The 19,963-nt window shown below is 57.8% G+C and carries 16 protein-coding genes; 12 read left to right on the forward strand and 4 right to left on the reverse strand.

Translation table 11 applies throughout. The features are described 5' to 3' along the window. The first annotated feature begins 181 nt into the window (after window positions 1-181). The 10 genes from FFS28_RS07285 to ybaK all read left to right on the forward strand — a co-directional run bounded on the left by FFS28_RS07285 (window position 182) and on the right by ybaK (window position 11,555). Window positions 182-2,332 carry a TonB-dependent receptor plug domain-containing protein gene (locus tag FFS28_RS07285; RefSeq protein ID WP_212743969.1) on the forward strand — a complete coding sequence of 717 codons (2,151 nt, stop codon included), beginning with the start codon at window positions 182-184 and terminating at the stop codon, window positions 2,330-2,332. Window positions 2,333-2,334: 2 nt separating this feature from the next. After that, window positions 2,335-3,150, forward strand: a complete 816-nt coding sequence (locus tag FFS28_RS07290) for a heme/hemin ABC transporter substrate-binding protein (RefSeq protein WP_137849268.1) — start codon at window positions 2,335-2,337, stop codon at window positions 3,148-3,150. Between the two features lie 18 nt (window positions 3,151-3,168). Then, window positions 3,169-4,497: a heme anaerobic degradation radical SAM methyltransferase ChuW/HutW gene (gene hutW / locus FFS28_RS07295; RefSeq protein WP_137849179.1), complete on the forward strand. Its 1,329-nt coding sequence runs from the start codon at window positions 3,169-3,171 to the stop codon at window positions 4,495-4,497. 18 nt (window positions 4,498-4,515) lie between these two features. Further along, window positions 4,516-5,013 carry a heme utilization cystosolic carrier protein HutX gene (gene hutX / locus FFS28_RS07300; RefSeq protein ID WP_137849180.1) on the forward strand — a complete coding sequence of 166 codons (498 nt, stop codon included), beginning with the start codon at window positions 4,516-4,518 and terminating at the stop codon, window positions 5,011-5,013. Further along, window positions 5,010-5,633 carry an SDR family oxidoreductase gene (locus FFS28_RS07305; RefSeq protein ID WP_137849181.1) on the forward strand — a complete coding sequence of 208 codons (624 nt, stop codon included), beginning with the start codon at window positions 5,010-5,012 and terminating at the stop codon, window positions 5,631-5,633. Before hutX ends, FFS28_RS07305 begins: the two co-directional genes overlap by 4 nt. A 49-nt stretch (window positions 5,634-5,682) precedes the next feature. Next, on the forward strand, window positions 5,683-6,672 hold the full coding sequence (locus FFS28_RS07310; RefSeq protein WP_249357429.1) for a FecCD family ABC transporter permease: 990 nt from the start codon (window positions 5,683-5,685) through the stop codon (window positions 6,670-6,672). Beyond that, window positions 6,669-7,439 (forward strand): heme ABC transporter ATP-binding protein, encoded by a 771-nt coding sequence (locus FFS28_RS07315; protein ID WP_137849182.1) that lies wholly within the window; start codon window positions 6,669-6,671, stop codon window positions 7,437-7,439. The genes FFS28_RS07310 and FFS28_RS07315 overlap by 4 nt, the downstream gene beginning before the upstream one ends. Before the next feature lie 92 nt (window positions 7,440-7,531). After that, the gene (gene copA / locus FFS28_RS07320; protein ID WP_137849183.1) at window positions 7,532-10,030 is read left to right on the forward strand and encodes a copper-exporting P-type ATPase CopA; all 2,499 of its coding nucleotides are present in this window, start codon (window positions 7,532-7,534) and stop codon (window positions 10,028-10,030) included. A 50-nt stretch (window positions 10,031-10,080) separates the two neighbouring features. Continuing rightward, entirely contained in the window at window positions 10,081-10,875 is a 795-nt protein-coding gene (locus FFS28_RS07325) for a TraB/GumN family protein (RefSeq protein ID WP_137849184.1), read from the forward strand. A gap of 200 nt (window positions 10,876-11,075) precedes the next feature. Further along, entirely contained in the window at window positions 11,076-11,555 is a 480-nt protein-coding gene (gene ybaK, locus FFS28_RS07330; RefSeq protein ID WP_058609274.1) for a Cys-tRNA(Pro)/Cys-tRNA(Cys) deacylase YbaK, read from the forward strand. A 90-nt stretch (window positions 11,556-11,645) separates the two neighbouring features. Here ybaK and ushA read toward each other — a convergent pair whose 3' ends face one another. Then, a complete protein-coding gene (gene ushA / locus FFS28_RS07340; RefSeq protein WP_137849185.1) occupies window positions 11,646-13,298 on the reverse strand; it encodes a bifunctional UDP-sugar hydrolase/5'-nucleotidase UshA in 1,653 nt (550 codons plus the stop codon). Window positions 13,299-13,462: 164 nt separating this feature from the next. Here ushA and FFS28_RS07345 point away from each other — a divergent pair, with 164 nt between their 5' ends. After that, window positions 13,463-14,683 carry an MFS transporter gene (locus FFS28_RS07345; protein WP_006176956.1) on the forward strand — a complete coding sequence of 407 codons (1,221 nt, stop codon included), beginning with the start codon at window positions 13,463-13,465 and terminating at the stop codon, window positions 14,681-14,683. A gap of 232 nt (window positions 14,684-14,915) precedes the next feature. Beyond that, window positions 14,916-16,592 carry a YbaL family putative K(+) efflux transporter gene (gene ybaL, locus FFS28_RS07350; RefSeq protein WP_006176955.1) on the forward strand — a complete coding sequence of 559 codons (1,677 nt, stop codon included), beginning with the start codon at window positions 14,916-14,918 and terminating at the stop codon, window positions 16,590-16,592. A gap of 80 nt (window positions 16,593-16,672) precedes the next feature. Here the strand turns inward: ybaL and FFS28_RS07355 are convergent, their stop codons facing one another. The 3 genes from FFS28_RS07355 to adk all read right to left on the reverse strand — a co-directional run bounded on the left by FFS28_RS07355 (window position 16,673) and on the right by adk (window position 19,771). Continuing rightward, window positions 16,673-17,977, reverse strand: coding sequence for an inosine/guanosine kinase (locus FFS28_RS07355; protein ID WP_006176954.1), 1,305 nt, complete (start codon window positions 17,975-17,977; stop codon window positions 16,673-16,675). Window positions 17,978-18,039: 62 nt separating this feature from the next. After that, complete coding sequence (gene hemH, locus FFS28_RS07360) at window positions 18,040-19,002, reverse strand: ferrochelatase (RefSeq protein ID WP_006176953.1); 963 nt, start codon at window positions 19,000-19,002, stop codon at window positions 18,040-18,042. 124 nt (window positions 19,003-19,126) lie between these two features. After that, window positions 19,127-19,771 (reverse strand): adenylate kinase, encoded by a 645-nt coding sequence (adk, locus tag FFS28_RS07365; protein WP_006176952.1) that lies wholly within the window; start codon window positions 19,769-19,771, stop codon window positions 19,127-19,129. Window positions 19,772-19,963: the final 192 nt, after the last annotated feature.

A 19,963-nucleotide genomic window follows, 5' to 3' on the forward strand; every position in this document is an offset into this window, starting at 1 on the left:
TAGTATTCTCTTGTGTGACTTCCGTCTGTGATGCTCGTCACAATTTGGTGTTTACCGCACGTGACGAATTGACTCAAATCAAAGATGCATTGGCTTTACATCTTCGCCGGTGGACGAAGGCGCGTCTCTTTTATATAAATGCGAACGATATTAATTATCATTAAAATTAAGGTTCAAGTTTATGATGCGAAGAACTTGCCAGGAGCGCGTGATGCTCTCCGCAATTTCATTTTTGATGGCGGGTACTGCCACGGCAGCCTCTTCACCCACAGCACAGAATAAAACACACGACGATACCCTGGTTGTCACCGCTAACCGTTCAGAAAGTAGCTTATGGAAAAGCCCGGCGACGATTCAGGTTATTGACCGTGAAACGCTGGAGAGATCCACCAGCACCTCAATTGCCGACGATTTGCAGGATATTCCCGGCGTGGAGGTGACCGATAACGCACTGGCCGGGCGCAAGCAAATCCGTATTCGTGGCGAAGCATCGTCCCGCGTGTTGATCCTGATTGATGGGCAGGAAGTCACCTATCAACGCGCCGGGCAAAACTACGGCGCGGGTCTGCTGATCGATGAATCTGCGTTAGAGCGTATAGAAGTGGTTAAAGGTCCCTACTCCGTTCTGTATGGCTCGCAGGCCATTGGCGGAGTGGTGAATTTTATCACCAAAAAAGGGGGCGATAGGCCGCTGGGCGGCGTGGTAAAAGCCACTTACAACTCGGCAACCGCTGGCTGGGATGAGTCTGCCGCCGCCTGGGGCAGCATCGGGCAGTTCGACTATCGCATCAACGGAAGCTACTCCGATCAGGGCAACCGTGATACACCGGATGGCCGCCTGCCAAATACCCATTTTCGCAATAACAGCCAGGGCGTGTGGCTGGGATATACCGTCGATCGTCACAAGTTTGGCCTGTCAGTCGATCGTTACGATCTCAGTACACAGACGTGGTACGACGATCCAACCTATGAAGATTTCAGCGTCAGGATCCCCGAGTTAAAGCGCGAAAAAATTGGCCTGTTCTATGATTTTGACGTTGCGGGAGAGTACCTGAAAACGCTGCACGTCGATGCCTACACGCAAAATATTAAACGAAAATTTGAAAATAGCGTCGCCGTTAACACCCCCACTGGCAGCCCGATGATCGGTAACCTGCGCGTGGCAAATCAGACGCGTTCGGAAGATAAACAGGAGACTCAGGGCCTGACGCTGCAGTCTAACTTCAGCCTGCCGTCGAATAATAATCTGGTGCTGGGCGCACAGTATCAGCGCGATACGGTAAAACAAACCTCCCGGAGCGCAACCGACGCCTCCAGCACTACCGGCTTCCCGTCGGCGGTGAACTACAGTAAAAACACGCTTTCCCATAACCGCTCGGAGCAAACCAACTGGTCCGTATTTGCCCAGAACGACTGGGCATTTGCCGATAACTGGACCTGGACGCTGGGCGCGCGCCAGTACTGGCTTTCATCGAAGCTTACGGGGAGCGACGAAACCACCACCAGTTCGCTGACGGGCACAACCACCTCCTCGCCTGGTCATGACAGCACCCGTGATAACGAACTGGTCACCTCCACCAGCCTGCGTTATTCCGGATTCGATAATCTGGAGCTGCGTATGGCCTTTGCCCAGGGATACGTCTTCCCGACGCTGAGCCAGCTCTTTATGCAGACATCAGCGGGCGGCGGTGTGAACTATGGCAATCCTGATCTTAAGGCTGAACATTCCAACAACTACGAGATTGGCGCGCGTTATAACGGCAATCTGTGGGTCGTAGACGGCGCGGTGTACTACTCCGAAGCGAAGGACTACATCGCATCCGTCGCCTGCTCCGGTCAGCGCATTTGCAACGGCAACAGCAATAGCTCACGCACGGGGTATTACTTCTACGATAACGTCGACCGGGCGAAAACGTGGGGGATGGAACTGAGCGCCGAGTACAACGGCTGGGCTGTTTCGCCTTATCTGAGCGGCAATATTCTGCGACGTCAGTATGAAGGCAGCACCCTTAAAACCTGGGATACCGGGGAGCCAACGGTCAACGGCCGCGTCGGCGTGAAGCACGCACATTTGTTCAACAACCTGAACATCATGACAGATCTCTTCGTGCGTGCCGCCTCGCGCGCCACGGATAACACCAGCGAGACCCATACCCGTTATCCCGGCTGGGCGACACTGAACCTGGCCTTTAACACCGAGTTTGGCCCGCAGGATCAGTACCTGATCAACCTTGCGCTGAATAACCTGACCAATAAACGCTATCAAACCGCACATGAGTCCATCCCTGCTGCGGGCTTTAACGCCGCCGTTGGCTTTGCGTGGAAATTCTGATGATGAAAAAAACGCTCACGGGACTTCTGCTGCTCTGCGTGACCGCCGTCGGCCACACCAGCGACCGCATCGTGGTAGCCGGCGGGTCGCTCACGGAAATGATCTATGCCCTGGGGGCGGGCGATCGCGTGGTCGGGGTGGATGAAACGACTTCCTGGCCGCCACAGACGGCCCGCCTGGCGCACATTGGCTACTGGAAGCAGCTTAGCAGCGAAGGCATCTTGTCACTGCATCCGGACACCTTTATGACCTGGCAGGACGCAGGCCCTGCCGTGGTGCTGGAGCAGCTTCGCGCGCAAAAAATCAACGTCGTGACGCTTCCACGCGTGCCCGCCACACTGGAGCAAATGTTTGCCAATATCCAGACGCTGGGGCATATCCTTGGCGCGGAGGAAAAAAGCCACGCCCTGATCGCAAACCTTCGCCAGAGGCTGGATAAGGTCAGGCAGGAAAATGCGGGCAAATCGCCGGTACGCGCCATGTTTATTCTCTCTGCTGGCGGCAGCGCGCCGCAGGTTGCGGGAAAAGGCAGCGTAGCCGACGCCATTCTGACACTGGCAGGCGCGCAGAACGTGGCAACCCACCAGCAGTACAAAGGCTACAGCGCGGAAGCCCTTCTCGCTGCCAATCCGGACGTCATTATCGTCACGCGCGAAATGGTTCAGGGCGATCTCCAGCGCCTGAGCACGGTTGCGGGGCTCACCCGCACCGCCGCGTGGAAAAACCAGCGCATTATTACCCTCGACCAGGCGCTGATCCTGGGTATGGGTCCGCGCATTGCCGACGCGGTTGAAACCCTGCATCAGCAGCTTAAGTAACAAGGATCTTACGTCGTCATGAATTCAACTCCACTCGATCTCACCCCGCATTTTGCGCAGGAAGGCGGGCAGCCCTTTCGCGATCGTCATGCCACTATGCCGTGGCGCGGCGCGGTACCGGTCGCCAGCGAAGAACTGCAGTCCACCTGGCAGGCGTTGCTCAGCCAGCAGATGCCCGCGCGCAAACGGCTTTTGTATTTGCATATCCCGTTTTGTGCCACTCACTGCACCTTCTGCGGGTTCTACCAGAACCGTTTCGAAGAGGACCGTTGCGCTGCTTACACCGACGCGCTGTTGCAGGAAATTGCAATGGAGGCCGACAGCGCGTTGCATCAATCAGCGCCTGTACACGCGGTCTATTTCGGCGGCGGCACGCCCTCTGCTCTCTCCGCGCGCGACCTTGGCCGTATTATCACCGCGCTGCGCGAGCGACTGCCGCTGGCTCCCGACTGCGAAATTACCGTCGAAGGTCGGGTATTGAATTTCGATGACAATCGCATTGACGCCTGTCTTGACGCGGGAGCTAACCGCTTTTCAATCGGCATTCAGTCGTTCAACAGCCAAATCCGCAAAAAAATGGCCCGCACCTCCGATGGCCCAACAGCAAGAGCCTTTATGGAAGGGCTGATCCGCCGCGATCGCGCAGCGGTGGTGTGCGATCTGCTGTTTGGTCTGCCCGGACAAAACGCCGGGCTTTGGGAACAGGATCTCACCATCGCGCGGGATATCGGCCTCGACGGCGTCGATCTGTACGCATTGAATCTGCTGCCACAAACCCCGCTCGGCAAGGCCGTGGCCGCCGAACGCGTCACCATCCCCTCGCCCACAGAGCGACGCGATCTCTATCTGCAGGGCTACGAATTCATGGACCGCGCGGGCTGGCGCTGTATCAGCAACAGCCATTGGGCGCGGACCACGCGCGAGCGCAATCTTTACAATCTTCTCATTAAGCAAGGAGCAGACTGCCTGGCGCTAGGGTCAGGCGCAGGCGGGTCGGTTAACGGCTGGTCGTGGATGGTTGAGCGCAACCTCACGGCCTGGCATGCGTCGATCGCCGCGGGGCAAAAACCACTCATGATGATGATGCGTACACAAGAGCACAGTTTTCAGTGGCGCCACATTCTGCAGGCGGGCGTCGAAACCGCCCGCATCCCGCTGAGTGAACTTACCCCGCGCGCGCAGGAACTGGCCCCGCTGCTGGCGCAGTGGCATCGGGCGGGGCTGGTCAAGGATGCCTCGGACTGCATTCGGTTAACCCGTGAGGGCCGTTTTTGGGCGAGCAATATTTTACAGTCCCTTCAGGAACTGATTCAGCAACTCAATACGCCACACGCCGTGGCGAAATAACCATAAAAGGAGTAGTCCATGAGCCATGTCTCTTTACGTGAATTCATGAAAACCGAGCCGGACGGCACGTTAGAAGCTATTGCATCGCAATATGGCGTCACGCTGCTGGAGGTGGTGGAAAACCTGCCGTCACATACACTTGTGAGCGGCGATAAATTCGACGCGGTGTGGGACAGCGTATGCCAGTGGGGAAATGTGACCACGCTGGTCCATACCGCCGACGTGATTCTGGAATTTACAGGCGAACTGCCTTCCGGTTTCCATCGCCACGGTTACTTCAACCTGCGCGGCAAAAAGGGGATGACGGGCCATATCAAAGCGGAAAACTGCACACACATTGCGCTGGTTGAACGCAAATTTATGGCCATGGATACCGCCTCGATTCTGTTCTTTAATGCCGCAGGCAGCGCGATGTTTAAAATTTTCCTGGGGCGCGACGACCATCGCCAGCTGTTAACAGCGCAGGTGGAGGCGTTTCGCGCCCTGGGTCAAACGCTTAATGAGGAAACGGTATGACTCCATGGCTGATTTTTGGCGCGGGTGGTACGGGCGTCGGTGCGCTGACAGCAGACATCGCGCTGCAACAGCAGCGGCCAGTATATGCGCTGGTGCGCAACCCGCAGGCCGCAGAGCGTCTGCGGGAGCAAGGCGTTCAGGTTGTTATCGGTGACGCCTGTGATGTGGACCGCGTGAAGGAAGTTTGTACCCTGGCGGGAAAGCACGCTCAGGTCATCTCCACCCTTGGCGGGCAGGCGGAATATCTGGCAAACCGGACGATTATCGATACCGCTGAAGGTACCGGCATGACCCGCATGATTCTGGTGACATCACTGGGCTGTGGTGACAGCTGGACCTGGTTGTCTGAACGAGCGAAAGCGGCGTTTGGTCAGGCGGTGCGCGAAAAATCGCTGGCCGAGAGCTGGCTTCAGACCAGCACGCTGGATTTTGCCATTATCCGGCCAGGCGGCCTCCTTAACGGCGCACCAACGGGCAAAGCGGAACGCACACAGGGCGTTGAAGTGCATGGTCTGGTGATGCGTGCCGACGTGGCCGCGCATGTGGCCGAGCTTGCCGGGCAACCCACACTTAATAAACAGGTTTATAGCCTCGTTGAACCGGGTCTTAAGCCCGCGTGATGTCACACGCGGCAGCGCTGGCTGCCGCACGTTTAAGGAGAAGGGTGACTTGAAGGATTCACTTTCATCGCTGAGCGTCTGTATCGGGCTGGCGTTTACGCTGGTTGCGCTCACGCTGGTTGCCGCCAGTCAGGGGGCGATGAAGATTGGTTTATCGTCCCTGGCGGACGAAATGTATCGCGATATCTGGCTCAATATCCGCTTGCCGCGCGTGCTGCTGGCGGTGGTTGTAGGCGGTGCGCTGGCGGCGTCAGGCGTATTAATGCAGGGATTATTTCGTAATCCGATGGCTGACCCCGGCCTGCTCGGCGTCAGCAGTGGCTCGGCGCTTTTCGTTGGCATCGCCGTCGTCTTCCCCCTCACCTTGCCCGCCGTGTTGATGCTCTATGAGCAGATGATTTTCGCCATCGCCGGGAGCCTGGTCGTCTGCGCGGTCATTTTTCTGATCGGCCTGCGCCACACCCACGGCGGGATGATGCAATTGTTACTGGCGGGGATCGCCATCAACGCGCTCTGTGGGGCGACTATTGGCGTGCTGAGCTATGTGGGGGATGAGCAACAGTTGCGTCAACTCACGCTGTGGATGATGGGCAGTCTTGGTCAGGCGCAGTGGTCGACGCTGGCGGTGGCGTCGAGCGTCATTCTGCCGACGATTATCGGCACGCTGTGGCTGGCAAATACACTAAACCTGCTGCAACTGGGGGATGAAGAGGCGCACTACCTGGGTATTCACGTCAGGCGCAAACGCCAGCAGCTCCTGTTGCTCAGTTCGGTACTGGTGGGGACGGCGGTCTCGGTCAGCGGCGTGATCGGCTTCATCGGCCTGGCGATCCCGCATCTTGTGCGTATGACTATCGGCGCGGACCATCGCTGGCTGCTTCCCTGCGCAACGCTCGCCGGGGCGTGCCTGTTGCTGGTCGCGGATACGCTGGCGCGTACCCTGGTTCAACCTGCTGAAATGCCGGTTGGCCTGCTCACCAGCCTGACTGGCGGCCCCTATTTTCTGTGGCTGATTTTGCGCGCAAGGAGAGTGATGTGATTGAAGCACGCGAGCTGAGCTATAGCATCCGGGGACGTAAGCTGACGGATAACGTCTCGTTTACCCTTCCGGGTAACGAAATTGTGGCGATCCTCGGACCGAACGGCGCGGGAAAATCGACATTGCTGCGCCAACTGACCGGCTACCTGAAACCCGATGCGGGCGAGTGTCTGCTGTTTGGCAAATCGATCCATGCCTGGCCGACGGCCGAGCTGGCCAAAATCCGGGCCGTAATGCGGCAAAACAGCCAGATGGCGTTTCCCTTTAGCGTACAGGAAGTGATCCGAATGGGGCGACATCCGCACCGCGCACGTCATGCGCGCGATGAGACGGAACGTATTATGACACTTTGCGGTTGCGAGACCCTCGCTTCGCGGGATTACCGGCATCTTTCAGGCGGCGAACAGCAGCGCGTTCAGCTTGCGCGCCTGCTGGTTCAACTTTGGGAGCCTGACCCCACGCCAAAATGGCTGTTCCTTGATGAACCGACCTCCGCGCTGGATATTCACCACCAGCAGCAGTTATTCCGGCTGTTGCGTATTTTGGTTCGCGAACGGCAGTTTAGCGTCTGCTGCGTGCTGCATGATTTAAACCTGGCCTCACGCTATGCGGACAGAATCCTGCTGCTGGAGGCAGGCAAGGTCGTGGGCAACGGCACGCCAGAGACTGTGTTGACGCAGGGCCAGCTGACCCGACTCTACCGTGCTGAACTGACGGTAACCACCCCGCAGGACGACAATTCTCCCCTGATCGTGCTCGATCGTTAATCCATTTTGCAAAACACCTTGACCTTCCAGTTGCTGGAAGGTTTAACCTTTACGACAGTTAATCAATTCACTGAGGTAAAAGGAGTCTGGGTATGTCACAAACAATCGACCTGACGCTGGACGGTCTCTCCTGCGGCCACTGCGTCAAACGCGTTAAAGAAAGTCTGGAGCAGCGCCCTGATGTGGAAAGTGCTGACGTGACCATCGACCATGCAGCCGTGATCGGCAGCGCCAGCGCCGACGCGCTCATCGACACCATTAAACAGGCCGGTTACGGGGCGGAGCTGAGCCACCCAAAGGCTAAACCGCTGACAGAGTCATCAACCCCGTCGGAAGCACTGACAGCGGTCTCTCCTGAGCTTCCGGTAGCGGATGACGTTGATGACAGCCAGCAGTTGCTGATCAACGGCATGAGCTGCGCCAGCTGCGTCTCCCGGGTACAAAATGCCTTACAGGCCGTACCGGGCGTTGCGCAGGCACGGGTAAACCTTGCGGAGCGGACTGCGTTGGTTATGGGCAGTGCCTCCGCCGCAGAATTAGTGCAGGCGGTTGAAAAAGCGGGCTACGGCGCAGAGGCGATCGAAGACGATGCCGAACGCCGCGAACGCCAGCAGGAAACCGCCATCGCCACCATGAAACGCTTCCGCTGGCAGGCGATTGTCGCCCTGATGGTCGGTATTCCGGTGATGGTGTGGGGCATGCTCGGCGACAACATGATGGTCACCGACGACAACCGTACGCTATGGCTGGTGATTGGTCTGGTCACGCTGGCGGTGATGGTTTTTGCGGGCGGCCACTTCTATTCCAGCGCCTGGAAAAGCCTGAAAAACCGTACGGCAACAATGGATACGCTGGTCGCGCTCGGCACCGGCGCGGCGTGGCTCTACTCGATGAGCGTTAACCTCTGGCCGCAGTGGTTCCCGATGGAGGCCCGGCACCTTTACTACGAAGCGAGCGCGATGATCATCGGCCTGATCAACTTAGGCCATATGCTCGAAGCCCGCGCGCGTCAGCGCTCCTCGAAAGCGCTGGAGCGACTCCTTGATTTAACCCCGCCGACGGCACGCGTGGTAACCGACGACGGCGAACGGAGCGTACCGCTGGCGGAGGTGCAGCCCGGCATGACGCTGCGCCTGACTACGGGCGATAGCGTTCCCGTCGACGGTGAGATCGTACAGGGAGAAGCCTGGCTGGATGAAGCCATGCTGACCGGCGAACCCATCCCGCAGCAAAAATCACAGGGCGATGTCGTGCACGCCGGGACGGTTGTCCAGGACGGTAGCGTATTGTTCAGCGCCCGTGCGGTCGGCAACCACACTACGCTGTCGCGCATTATTCGGCTGGTACGGCAGGCGCAGAGCAGCAAGCCTGAAATAGGGCAGCTTGCCGATAAAATCTCCGCCATTTTTGTCCCGGTGGTGGTCTGTATCGCCCTGCTGAGCGGGGCCATCTGGTACCTCTTTGGCCCGGCTCCGCAGATTGTTTACACCCTGACCATCGCCACCACGGTGCTGATCATCGCCTGCCCTTGCGCGCTGGGCCTGGCAACGCCGATGTCGATTATCTCCGGCGTAGGCCGCGCCGCCGAATTTGGCGTGCTGGTGCGTGACGCCGATGCGCTGCAGCGCGCCAGCACCCTCGACACCCTGGTGTTCGATAAGACCGGGACGCTGACCGAGGGCAAACCGCAGGTGGTGGCGGTCCATACCCCTGGACTCGCCCAGACAGACGCGCTGCGCCTGGCCGCCGCGCTGGAGCAAGGCTCCAGCCACCCGCTGGCCCGCGCCATTCTGGATAAGGCGGAAAGCGCCGCGCTGCCTGACGTCAGTCAATTCCGCACCCTGCGCGGGCTGGGCGTGAGCGGTGAAGCCGAGGGGCACGCGCTGCTGCTGGGTAATCAGGCCCTGCTGAATGAAAACGGCGTGGATACCTCCGCGCTTGAGAGTGAACTGAACGCGCAGGCATCTCAGGGGGCCACTCCGGTACTGCTGGCGGTGGATGGCAAAGCGGCGGCGCTGTTTGCCGTTCGCGATCCGCTGCGTCCGGACAGCGTAGAAGCCCTCCAGCGCCTGCATCGCGCGGGCTATCGCCTGGTGATGCTGACCGGCGATAACCCCACAACCGCCAATGCGATCGCCAAAGAGGCGGGTATTGATGAGGTAATTGCGGGCGTGCTACCGGACGGCAAAGCCGACGCTATCAAGGCGCTGCAAGCGCAGGGTCGTCAGGTGGCGATGGTCGGCGACGGCATTAACGACGCCCCGGCGCTGGCGCAGGCGGAAGTGGGCATTGCGATGGGCGGCGGGAGCGATGTCGCCATTGAGACGGCGGCAATTACGCTGATGCGTCACAGCCTGACCGGCGTTGCGGACGCGCTGGCGATATCAAAAGCCACGTTGCGCAACATGAAGCAGAACCTGCTCGGGGCGTTTATCTACAACGCGTTCGGCATTCCGATTGCCGCCGGGATTTTGTGGCCGCTGACCGGCACGCTGCTGAACCCGGTCGTGGCGGGGGCCGCCATGGCGCTCTCTTCCATCACCGTGGTGAGCAACGCCAACCGGCTGCTGCGTTTTACACCGAAGGATTGAACCTTGTACTCGTACGCGCTAGCATGAACCTTTCCATTCATGGAGCGCGTATGAGTCTGATTCATCGTATAAAAGCATCGTTTCGCGCCCTGTTTCCCCGCCGTTATGCCTGGCCCGGTATGGATATTGCCCTCCCGGGCGGCCAACTGTTGCACCTGGTTGGCAGTATTCATATGGGCACGCAGGATATGTCTCCCCTGCCTTCCGGCCTGCTTAAACTGCTGAAAAATGCCGACGCGCTGGTCGTTGAGGCGGATATCTCAGGTCAGGAGTCGCCGTTTGCCGGGCTGGAAAGCGATACCCCTCTGGCTGCGCGACTGAATGCGACGCAGCTGGCGGAACTGGAGCGTATCGCAAATGAAACCGGCGTGTCGCTGACGATGCTGGATACGCTGCCGCTGTGGCAAATTGCCATGGTGCTTCAGGCTACCCAGGCGCAGCGTCTCGGTTTGCGCGGGGATTACGGCATCGATTATCAGCTGTTGAACGCGGCCCGCGCGCGCCGTCTCGCCATTATCGAGCTGGAAGGTACGGACAGCCAGATCGCCCTGCTTCGCCAGCTTCCCGATGATGGCCTGATGCTGCTGGATGATACCCTGACCCACTGGCACACTAACGCCCGTCTGCTGCAAACGATGATAGGCTGGTGGCTTAATGCCCTGCCTGCGGACAGCACGCTGGCGCTGCCCTCGACCTTCAGCGAGTCGTTGTACGATGTGCTGATGAATGCGCGTAACCAGGCATGGCGCGAAAGGCTGCATGCGCTGCCCGCCGGGCGATACGTCGTCGCGGTCGGCGCGCTGCATTTATACGGTGAGGGAAACTTGCCGTCGCTGCTGAAATAAAAAAAATGGCCAATATCTCTATTGGCCCGTCAAAGAGGAATTTCATCGTTTTTATTATGCCGAAGGAGACCTTCGGTTGAGCCGATTGTCGCTCAAAGTGACCATCACTGCCAACACTATTGCGCAAGATGGTGCTATTTTTTAGACAACCGTCAGGCGTATGCTGCCAGCATGAAATGTCTGATGTGAGAAGGATAGCTATGACTCCCGCCGTTAAATTACTCGAAAAAAACAAGATTACTTTCCGGATCCATACTTACGATCACGATCCGAACGAAACCAATTTTGGTGATGAAGTGGTGCGTAAACTGGGGCTGAACGCGGACCAGGTTTACAAAACGCTGCTGGTCGCGATGAATGGCGACATGAAGCACCTCGCCGTGGCGGTGACGCCGGTGGCCGGTCAGCTGGATCTCAAAAAAGTCGCCAAAGCGCTGGGGGCCAAAAAGGTTGATATGGCGGACCCGATGGTTGCGCAACGCACCACCGGCTATCTGGTCGGCGGGATCAGCCCGCTCGGGCAGAAAAAACGCCTCCCCACGCTGATCGATGCCCCTTCGCAGGAATTTGACACCATCTACATTTCAGGCGGCAAGCGCGGGCTGGATATTGAACTGGCCGCGAGCGATCTGGCAAAAATGCTCGACGCGAAGTTTGCGGATATTGCGCGCAGGGAGTAAAAAAAAGCCGGGTGGCGGCTGCGCCTTACCCGGCCTACATTTGCACCCGTAGGCCCGGTAAGCGCAGCGCCACCGGGCAACACATCTCAACTACTGCCAGCTTACCTCGCCTTTCGGCTCGTACGCGTTCACGTCAATCGGTGAATTCTGCTCTATAAACTGCTTCAACACTTCCGCATCGATAAAGCCAGTGTTCACATAGCCGGGTTTGTTATCGATATGCGGATAGCCGTCGCCGCCGGTGGCGTTAAAGCTTAACGTCGCCATACGGTAGGTTTTAGCAGGGTCGACCGGCTCGCCTTTGATTTTGAGATCGTTAAGCTTGCCGTCTTTCGCCACAAAGCTAACGTTGGCAAACTGCGGATAGGCGCCAGAGTCCGGTTTCATTTGCGCCACGGCGGTCAGGTAGTCTGTCACCTCTTTGCCGCTCATATCGACATAGACCACGATGTTGCCAAACGGCTGAACCTTCAGCACGTCTTTATAGGTGATATTGCCGCCCTCGATAGAGTCACGAATGCCCCCGCCGCTCATCACGCCAAAGTCTGCCCCGGTCCGCGCAATTTGCGCTGCCAGCACCAGATGGCCCATGTTGGTCTGCACGAAGCGGACCTTACTGCGATCCCCTTCCAGGCGACCGTTGAGGGTGCCGATCTTGACGTCCAGCTGCGCTTTGCCCTTGCTCTGGAACGGCGTCAGCAGGGAGAGCATCTGCTGGTTTTCCGGGATTTCCGGGGTGTAGAGCACGCGCTCGCTCTTCCCGTCCGGGTAGGTCACTTTCTTCTTCAGGTTGACCGGGATCAGCTGGTAGTGCACCAGCTTCATCTCGCCGTTGCGGAATTCAAAGTCCGCGCGGCCCACATATTTGCCCCACTCATGCGCCTGGACAATCCAGATGCCGTTCTGACGGTCTGGCGCGCACGGCGTGCCGGGCACGTAATCCACCTGTTTTTTGTTCTCTGATGCCATGCACACCGGGTCCTGTGAGTGACCGCCCACAATCATTGCCAGCGAGCCGGCGGGCAGGCTGCGCGCCATCTCGACGTCGCCCGGTGCATTGGAACCGTGCTCGCCGTTGTCGTAGTGGCCCATATGGGTCGTGGCGATGATCACATCCGGCTTCTCGTTCTGCTGCAGCTCCTGGATCACCAGCTTCGCTTCGTCTGTCGGTTTGCGGAATTCAATATCGGTAAAGAATTCAGGATTGCCGATTTTCGCCGTATCGTCTGTCGTTAAGCCAATCACCGCGATGTTAAGACCCTGACGCTTGAACAGCGCCCAGGGTTTAAACAGACGTTCGCCGGTACTTTTCTGGTAAATATTGGCGGAGAGGAACGGGAATTTCGCCCATTTTTCCTGCTGGCGCAGCACGGTCAGCGGATTATCAAACTCATGGTTACCGACGGCCATCGCGTCGTAACCGATTAAATTCATGCCGCGGAAATCGGGTTCGGCATCCTGTAAATCCGACTCCGGCACGCCGGTATTAATATCCCCGCCCGACAGCAGAAGCACGCTTCCGCCTTCAGCCGCCACCTCTTTACGAATGCCATCCACCAGCGTTTTTTGCGCAGACAGGCCATATTCACCGTATTCACTGCGCCAGAAATGGCCGTGATGATCGTTAGTATGCAGGATGGTAATTTTATAGGTTTTGTCTTGTTCGTACGCCTGCGCGGGCAGGCTTGCCATGCCCCACGCGGCAAGCAGCGCCAGCGCGACGCCACGTTTAATAAACTTCATCTTCTCTCTCCCTGACCCATAGACAAACGCAAAAATTACAATGAGTAATCAGAATAGACAAATATGTTTTCAGAATTGCGACTTTCTTCAAATGTCGGGGACGGGTATGTTAGTCGGATAATAATTACACCCTGCATTTCTAATAACAAAACGACGTGGTATTTATGGCAATCAGTGAATCAACCCAGCCCGCGACGGGCGCTCCGGCGTCGCCGCCAGCCTCGCGCACCTCTTTTAAAGTATTAGGCGCAATCAGTCTTTCTCATCTGCTCAACGACATGATCCAGTCGTTGATTCTGGCGATCTATCCGCTGTTGCAGTCTGAGTTCTCATTAACCTTCGTGCAGATCGGGATGATCACCCTCACCTTCCAGTTGGCCTCGTCGCTGCTGCAACCGGTGGTGGGCTACTGGACGGATAAGTACCCGATGCCGTGGTCACTGCCGATTGGCATGTGCTTTACGTTAAGCGGGCTGGTATTGCTGGCGATGGCGGGCAGCTTCGAGGCGGTGCTGATAGCCGCAGCGCTGGTGGGTACCGGCTCGTCGGTCTTCCACCCGGAATCGTCCCGCGTGGCGCGTATGGCCTCTGGCGGCCGTCACGGGCTGGCGCAGTCGCTGTTCCAGGTCGGCGGAAACTTTGGTAGCTCTCTAGGCCCGCTGCTGGCCGCGGTGATCATCGCCCCTTACGGTAAAGGTAACGTGGCGTGGTTTGTGCTCGCCGCGCTGCTGGCGATCGTTGTGCTGGCGCAGATCAGCCGCTGGTATGCCGCTCAGCATCGCGTGAACAAGGGCAAGCCCGTCGCGAAAGTGGTTAACCCTCTGCCGCGCAATAAGGTCATCCTGGCCGTATCAGTGCTTCTGGTGCTGATATTCTCCAAATATTTCTATATGGCGAGCATCAGCAGCTATTACACCTTTTATCTGATGCAAAAATTCGGATTATCGGTACAAAACGCCCAGTTCCACCTCTTTGCCTTCCTGTTTGCGGTGGCTGCCGGCACGGTAATTGGCGGGCCTGTTGGCGATAAAATCGGGCGTAAATATGTGATTTGGGGCTCTATCCTCGGCGTTGCGCCCTTTACGCTTGTTTTACCGTACGCAAGCCTGGAATGGACCGGGATTTTAACCGTTATCATTGGTTTTATCCTCGCATCGGCCTTCTCGGCGATTTTGGTCTACGCACAGGAGCTGTTACCGGGGCGTATCGGTATGGTTTCCGGGCTGTTTTTCGGTTTCGCTTTCGGTATGGGCGGCCTGGGTGCTGCGGTGCTGGGGATGGTTGCGGACCATACCAGCATCTTCCTGGTCTATAAAATCTGTGCTTTCCTCCCACTTCTGGGGATGTTGACCATATTCCTGCCTGACAATCGTCACAAAGCGTAGTTTATCGGCCGCCAAAGTTAAACTTTGGCGGCCACACTTCCTGATGTTGTAAGGCTTCCCTCCTGCTCCCCCCGGCGAATTTATCAAAATCTGCTTTTTTTCACGCTTATTGCTGTTTTATTCAAATTTCAACAATTATTCATAAACATAAGCGCGAAAATTGTCATAAACTATTACTCGGCTTTTTGGTATTTACGCCAGAAATGGAACACCCACGACGAAAGGAGACGGAATGCACCACGCCACACCGCTTATCACCACCATTGTAGGTGGACTTGTGCTCGCTTTTATCCTTGGCATGATTGCCAACAAACTTCGTATTTCTCCTCTTGTAGGTTATTTATTGGCGGGTGTGCTGGCGGGACCCTTTACGCCGGGTTTTGTGGCGGATACCAAACTGGCACCTGAACTGGCGGAATTGGGCGTGATTTTGCTGATGTTCGGCGTGGGATTGCACTTCTCACTGAAAGATCTCATGGCGGTAAAGTCTATCGCCATACCGGGAGCGATCGCCCAGATAGGGGTGGCGACGCTGCTGGGGATGGCGCTTTCGGCAGTACTTGGCTGGTCGTTGATGACCGGCATTGTATTCGGACTGTGTCTCTCAACCGCCAGTACCGTGGTGCTGCTGCGCGCGCTTGAAGAGAGGCAGTTGATAGACAGCCAGCGCGGGCAGATCGCCATTGGCTGGCTGATTGTGGAAGATCTGGTGATGGTCCTGACACTGGTCCTGCTGCCTGCCGTCGCCGGAATGATGGAAAAAGATAACGTCGGCTTCGCCTCGCTGGCGCTGGATATGAGTATTACCATCGGTAAGGTTGTGGCGTTTATCGCCATCATGATGGTCGTGGGCCGCCGTCTGGTGCCGTGGATCATGTCCCGCAGCGCCGCAACCGGGTCTCGCGAGCTGTTTACCCTCTCCGTGCTCGCGCTGGCGCTGGGGATTGCCTTTGGTGCCGTCGAATTGTTCGACGTCTCCTTTGCGCTGGGCGCGTTCTTCGCCGGCATGGTGCTGAACGAATCCGAGCTGAGCCACCGCGCGGCGCATGACACGCTGCCGCTGCGCGACGCGTTTGCGGTGCTGTTCTTTGTCTCCGTCGGGATGCTGTTTGACCCGCTGATCCTGATTGACCAGCCGCTGGCCGTCCTCGGCACCCTGGCGATTATCATCTTCGGCAAGTCGGTTGCTGCCTTCTTCCTGGTACGGATGTTTGGCCACTCGCCGCGTACGGCGCTGACCATCGCCGCCAGCCTGGCGCAGATCGGTGAGTTCGCCTTTATTCTTGCCGGCCTTGGCATGGCGCTGAATCTGCTGCCGCAGGCCGGGCAAAATCTGGTGCTGGCCGGGGCCATCCTCTCGATAATGCTCAACCCGGTGCTGTTCGCGCTGCTCGAAAAATACCTCGAGAAAACCGAAACGCTGGAAGAACAGACGTTCGAAGAGGCCACGGAAGAAGAGAAGCAGATCCCGGTGGATATTTGTAACCATGCCCTGCTGGTCGGCTTTGGCCGCGTCGGCAGCCTGCTCGGCGAGAAGCTGATGGCTCAGGGCATTCCGCTGGTGGTGATTGAAACCTCGCGCACGCGGGTTGATGAGCTGCGCGAGCGCGGCATCCGCGCCGTGCTGGGCAATGCAGCCAATGAAGAGATCATGAACCTGGCGCATCTGGACTGCGCCCGCTGGCTGCTGCTGACCATTCCTAACGGCTATGAAGCAGGTGAGATTGTCGCCACCGCCCGTGAAAAATGCCCGAACATCGAGATAATCGCGCGCGCCCACTATGACGACGAAGTGGATTACATTACCGAGCGCGGGGCTAATCAGGTGGTGATGGGCGAGCGTGAGATTGCCAATACGATGTTCACGCTGCTGGAGAAACCGCCGATTGAAGAGGCGGTGACGGGTTAAAAAAGCCTGGTGGCGCTACGCTTAGCAGGCCTACAGGTAGCCCCGGTAAGCGTAGCGCCACCGGGGGTTTCTTTTAGCAATCAACGATCCCAGTACGCCTCTTCGAGGCTATCTTCCCGTTCCGGCAGGCCACGCGTTAAGCGCGGGGAGTGCTGGTTGAGCACCTGATAACTCACGCGGTTCGCGTACTTACACACCTGCGCCAGCGACGAATAGGTCAGCCAGCTGAACTTGTGCTTGCTGGAGTTCGGCACGTTGGTTTTATGGTAGGCATTGGCGGTAATGTCGTGGAGCAGCGCCGCCAGCGCACCGTCGCCCGCGCCGTTGGTGTTCATGATTTTCTCCGGTCCGCCCATATACGGCGCGATGTGGGAGAAAATACGCAGCGGGTTAACGCAGTCTTTGTGACGCATCGCGCGGCTAAACTCGTACTGGTTGAACTCGGCAATCGCGCCCGGCAGCAGCGGATGCTGGGTTTTACGCTTACTCTCTTCTTCCGTAAAGCCCGCCATATACAGCCCAACCGGCCCGGCGGTACAGAGCACCAGATCCACCCAGTCCAGCGCTTTATCCGACGCCAGCAGCGGATCGCTTTCGCCGGTCAGCGCTTCGGCCTCTTCTTCGTTCATCGCCAGAATCGAGACGTGCTCTTTCAGGAACGTCTGCCACCACTGCGGATTATCGGCAATCACAAATTTCGTGCCCAGCGTCAGGACAACCGGCACGTTGTATTTTTTGGCATACTCGATCGCCTTCATGGTCGCTTCCGGCATAGGCTCACCGGGTTTGCAGCGCACCAGATAGGAGGTAAGCACCAGCGCAGACGCGCCCGCAATCACTGCTTCCGGGATGCTCTCCGCGCGCAGCTTGTTCATGTGCCCCGGGCTGATGGCGAACGTACGCTCGCCGGAGTCGCTAATCAGCGTGAAGCAGCGGCCAATCGGCCCGTCGACGCCCTGCAGATAGTTCAGATCGGTACGGCTGGAGGTGTTGCACAGGTAGCGGTAGGCGTAGCCGCCGATTTCGATGTTGCTGCACATCACGCCCAGCAGCACCGAGCGGTCGTCGGCCAGCACGGAGTAGTTGTGCATGGTGTTGCCGATGGTGCCCCCGGCGAACTGGTGGGTGATGAGGTTTTCACGCACCAGCTCCTGGTACAGCGCCTCGGCGACGTCATCTTCGATGACCAGCGAGTGTCCGGCGCTCAGACCGTAACGCGCGACAAACGCATCATCCACTTTGGCTTCGATGTCCACCAGCGTCTGATCGATACCGACCACCCAGGCTGCGCTGGTCTCGGTTTCCGGCTGAATTTGCTGCAAAAGCGGATCGCGGGCGTTGACGGGAAAGTAGTGTTTGGATTTACGTTTACCGGGAAATTTCATGGTCTGAACTGTGCAAGGATTATGGGCCGGGAATGGTAGCACAAACCCGGCCTTCAGCGCGATCAGCGGCTTTGAGTCACCAGCGAGGCCATCATCTCGATGTGTTCCGGCGAGTCGTTAAGTGCCGGAATGTACTCGTACTTTGTCCCCCCGGCTTCAAGGAAGAATTCGCGGTTTTGTACCGCAATTTCCTCGAGCGTTTCCAGGCAGTCCGCCGCAAAGCCCGGCGACATCACCTGAATATGCTTCACGCCTTTCTCGCCAAGCATTTTGAGGGTTTCGTCGGTGTACGGCGTCAGCCACGGCTCGCGGCCAAAGCGCGACTGGAAGGTCATCATCACCTTCTCGGGCGGCAGGCCGAGCGCAGAAACCAGCTCGCGCGTGGTATCGCGGCAACGCTGCGGGTAGTCGTCCCCTTCGTTGGCAAAACGCTGGGGAATGCCGTGATAGGAGAGCAACAGCAGGTCCGGCTCGCCATGTTTTTCAAACGACGCGCGCGCGCTGCTGGCAAGCGCCTTGATGTACAGTTCGTTATCAGCGTAGTCGCGAATAAAGGTCACGCCCGGAATGCGACGGCGGGTTGCCAGGATGCGCGCCAGCTCATCCCAGACGGCAGCCACCGTGGAACAGGAGTATTGCGGATAGAGGGCCAGCACCACAATGTGCTCAACGCCCTGGGCCAGCAGCGCATCGACGGCGCTTTTCAGGGAGGGTTTGCCGTAGCTCATCCCCAGCTCAACGGGCATATCGGGCAGACGGGCGGCCAGGGCCTTCTCCTGACGACGGCTGTAGACCATCAGCGGCGAGCCTTCTTCCATCCAGACGGACTGGTACAGCTTTGCCACGCGCGGGGAACGAATCGGCAGAATGACACCACGCAGCAGCGGCCACCACAGCAGTCTTGGGGTATCCACGACGCGCGTGTCGCTTAAAAATTGGCGCAGGTAACGCTTTACCGCGTCCGGAGTGGGTGCTTCTGGAGTGCCAAGATTGGCAAGCAGGATGCCGGTTTTCGCCTGACTCATTCACGCCTCTTAACCATTTGAATAGGGGTCAATTGTAGCGGAAATGTGGGTAAACGAAACCCATTGCTGTAATAGGTGGGATGAGAATTTTTCTCACCCGGAGAGCCGGGTGAGAAAAGTGCACTTAGCCGAGGATTTTTTCCAGCTCTGCACGCACGTCAGCAACAGGCTGAGTCCCGTCAACTTTCGCGTATTTGGTGTTACCCGCTTCCGCTTCTTTAGAGTAGTAGCCGATCAGCGGCGCGGTCATCTGATGGTATTCCACCAGGCGCTTACGCACGGTCTCTTCCTGGTCATCTTTACGGGTGGTCAGCTCTTCGCCAGTCACGTCGTCTTTGCCTTCAACCTTAGGTGGGTTGAATTTGATGTGATAAACGCGGCCAGAGGCAGCGTGCACGCGACGGCCAACGATACGGTCAACGATCAGCTCGTCCGGTACGTCGAACTCCAGAACGTAGTCCACGGTGATACCAGCGTCTTTCATGGCGTCAGCCTGTGGAATGGTGCGCGGGAAACCGTCCAGCAGGAAACCGTTGCGGCAGTCTTCCTGCGCAATGCGCTCTTTCACCAGGGCGATAACCAGCTCGTCGGTGACCAGCTTGCCCGCGTCCATGATGTCTTTCGCCTGTTTACCCAGCTCGGAGCCAGATTTAACAGCGGCACGCAGCATGTCACCGGTAGAGATTTGCGGAATACCGTATTTCTCCATGATGAACTGAGCCTGAGTTCCTTTACCCGCGCCCGGAGCGCCAAGCAGAATAATACGCATTGCGAAAATCCCCTCAAAAGTTGGTTCAATTTTTCAAAAGCGCTAAACAATACCATCAGAACGGATGTGGCTCAAGGAAGGCGGGACGGCTGAAACGGTTAACGGGGGAGATTATTTGGCGGAGTGTGGTCTGTTGCTCTCACCCTACCCCTCTCCCACAGGGAGAGGGAACTTTTACACCCTCTCCCTGTG

The organism is Enterobacter sp. 2VL (genome assembly GCF_005503595.1).
Lineage (GTDB): Bacteria > Pseudomonadota > Gammaproteobacteria > Enterobacterales > Enterobacteriaceae > Enterobacter > Enterobacter cancerogenus.

Bases quoted from the DNA above. Each gene is read 5' to 3' on its own strand.
- ybaK (WP_058609274.1), top strand. From the start codon at position 11,076: ATGACTCCCGCCGTTAAATTACTCGAAAAAAACAAGATTACTTTCCGG.
- hutW (WP_137849179.1), top strand. From the start codon at position 3,169: ATGAATTCAACTCCACTCGATCTCACCCCGCATTTTGCGCAGGAAGGC.
- adk (WP_006176952.1), bottom strand. From the start codon at position 19,771: ATGCGTATTATTCTGCTTGGCGCTCCGGGCGCGGGTAAAGGAACTCAG.
- FFS28_RS07355 (WP_006176954.1), bottom strand. From the start codon at position 17,977: ATGAAATTTCCCGGTAAACGTAAATCCAAACACTACTTTCCCGTCAAC.
- ybaL (WP_006176955.1), top strand. From the start codon at position 14,916: ATGCACCACGCCACACCGCTTATCACCACCATTGTAGGTGGACTTGTG.
- FFS28_RS07285 (WP_212743969.1), top strand. From the start codon at position 182: ATGATGCGAAGAACTTGCCAGGAGCGCGTGATGCTCTCCGCAATTTCA.
- FFS28_RS07290 (WP_137849268.1), top strand. From the start codon at position 2,335: ATGAAAAAAACGCTCACGGGACTTCTGCTGCTCTGCGTGACCGCCGTC.
- copA (WP_137849183.1), top strand. From the start codon at position 7,532: ATGTCACAAACAATCGACCTGACGCTGGACGGTCTCTCCTGCGGCCAC.
- hemH (WP_006176953.1), bottom strand. From the start codon at position 19,002: ATGAGTCAGGCGAAAACCGGCATCCTGCTTGCCAATCTTGGCACTCCA.
- hutX (WP_137849180.1), top strand. From the start codon at position 4,516: ATGAGCCATGTCTCTTTACGTGAATTCATGAAAACCGAGCCGGACGGC.
- FFS28_RS07345 (WP_006176956.1), top strand. From the start codon at position 13,463: ATGGCAATCAGTGAATCAACCCAGCCCGCGACGGGCGCTCCGGCGTCG.
- FFS28_RS07325 (WP_137849184.1), top strand. From the start codon at position 10,081: ATGAGTCTGATTCATCGTATAAAAGCATCGTTTCGCGCCCTGTTTCCC.
- FFS28_RS07305 (WP_137849181.1), top strand. From the start codon at position 5,010: ATGACTCCATGGCTGATTTTTGGCGCGGGTGGTACGGGCGTCGGTGCG.
- ushA (WP_137849185.1), bottom strand. From the start codon at position 13,298: ATGAAGTTTATTAAACGTGGCGTCGCGCTGGCGCTGCTTGCCGCGTGG.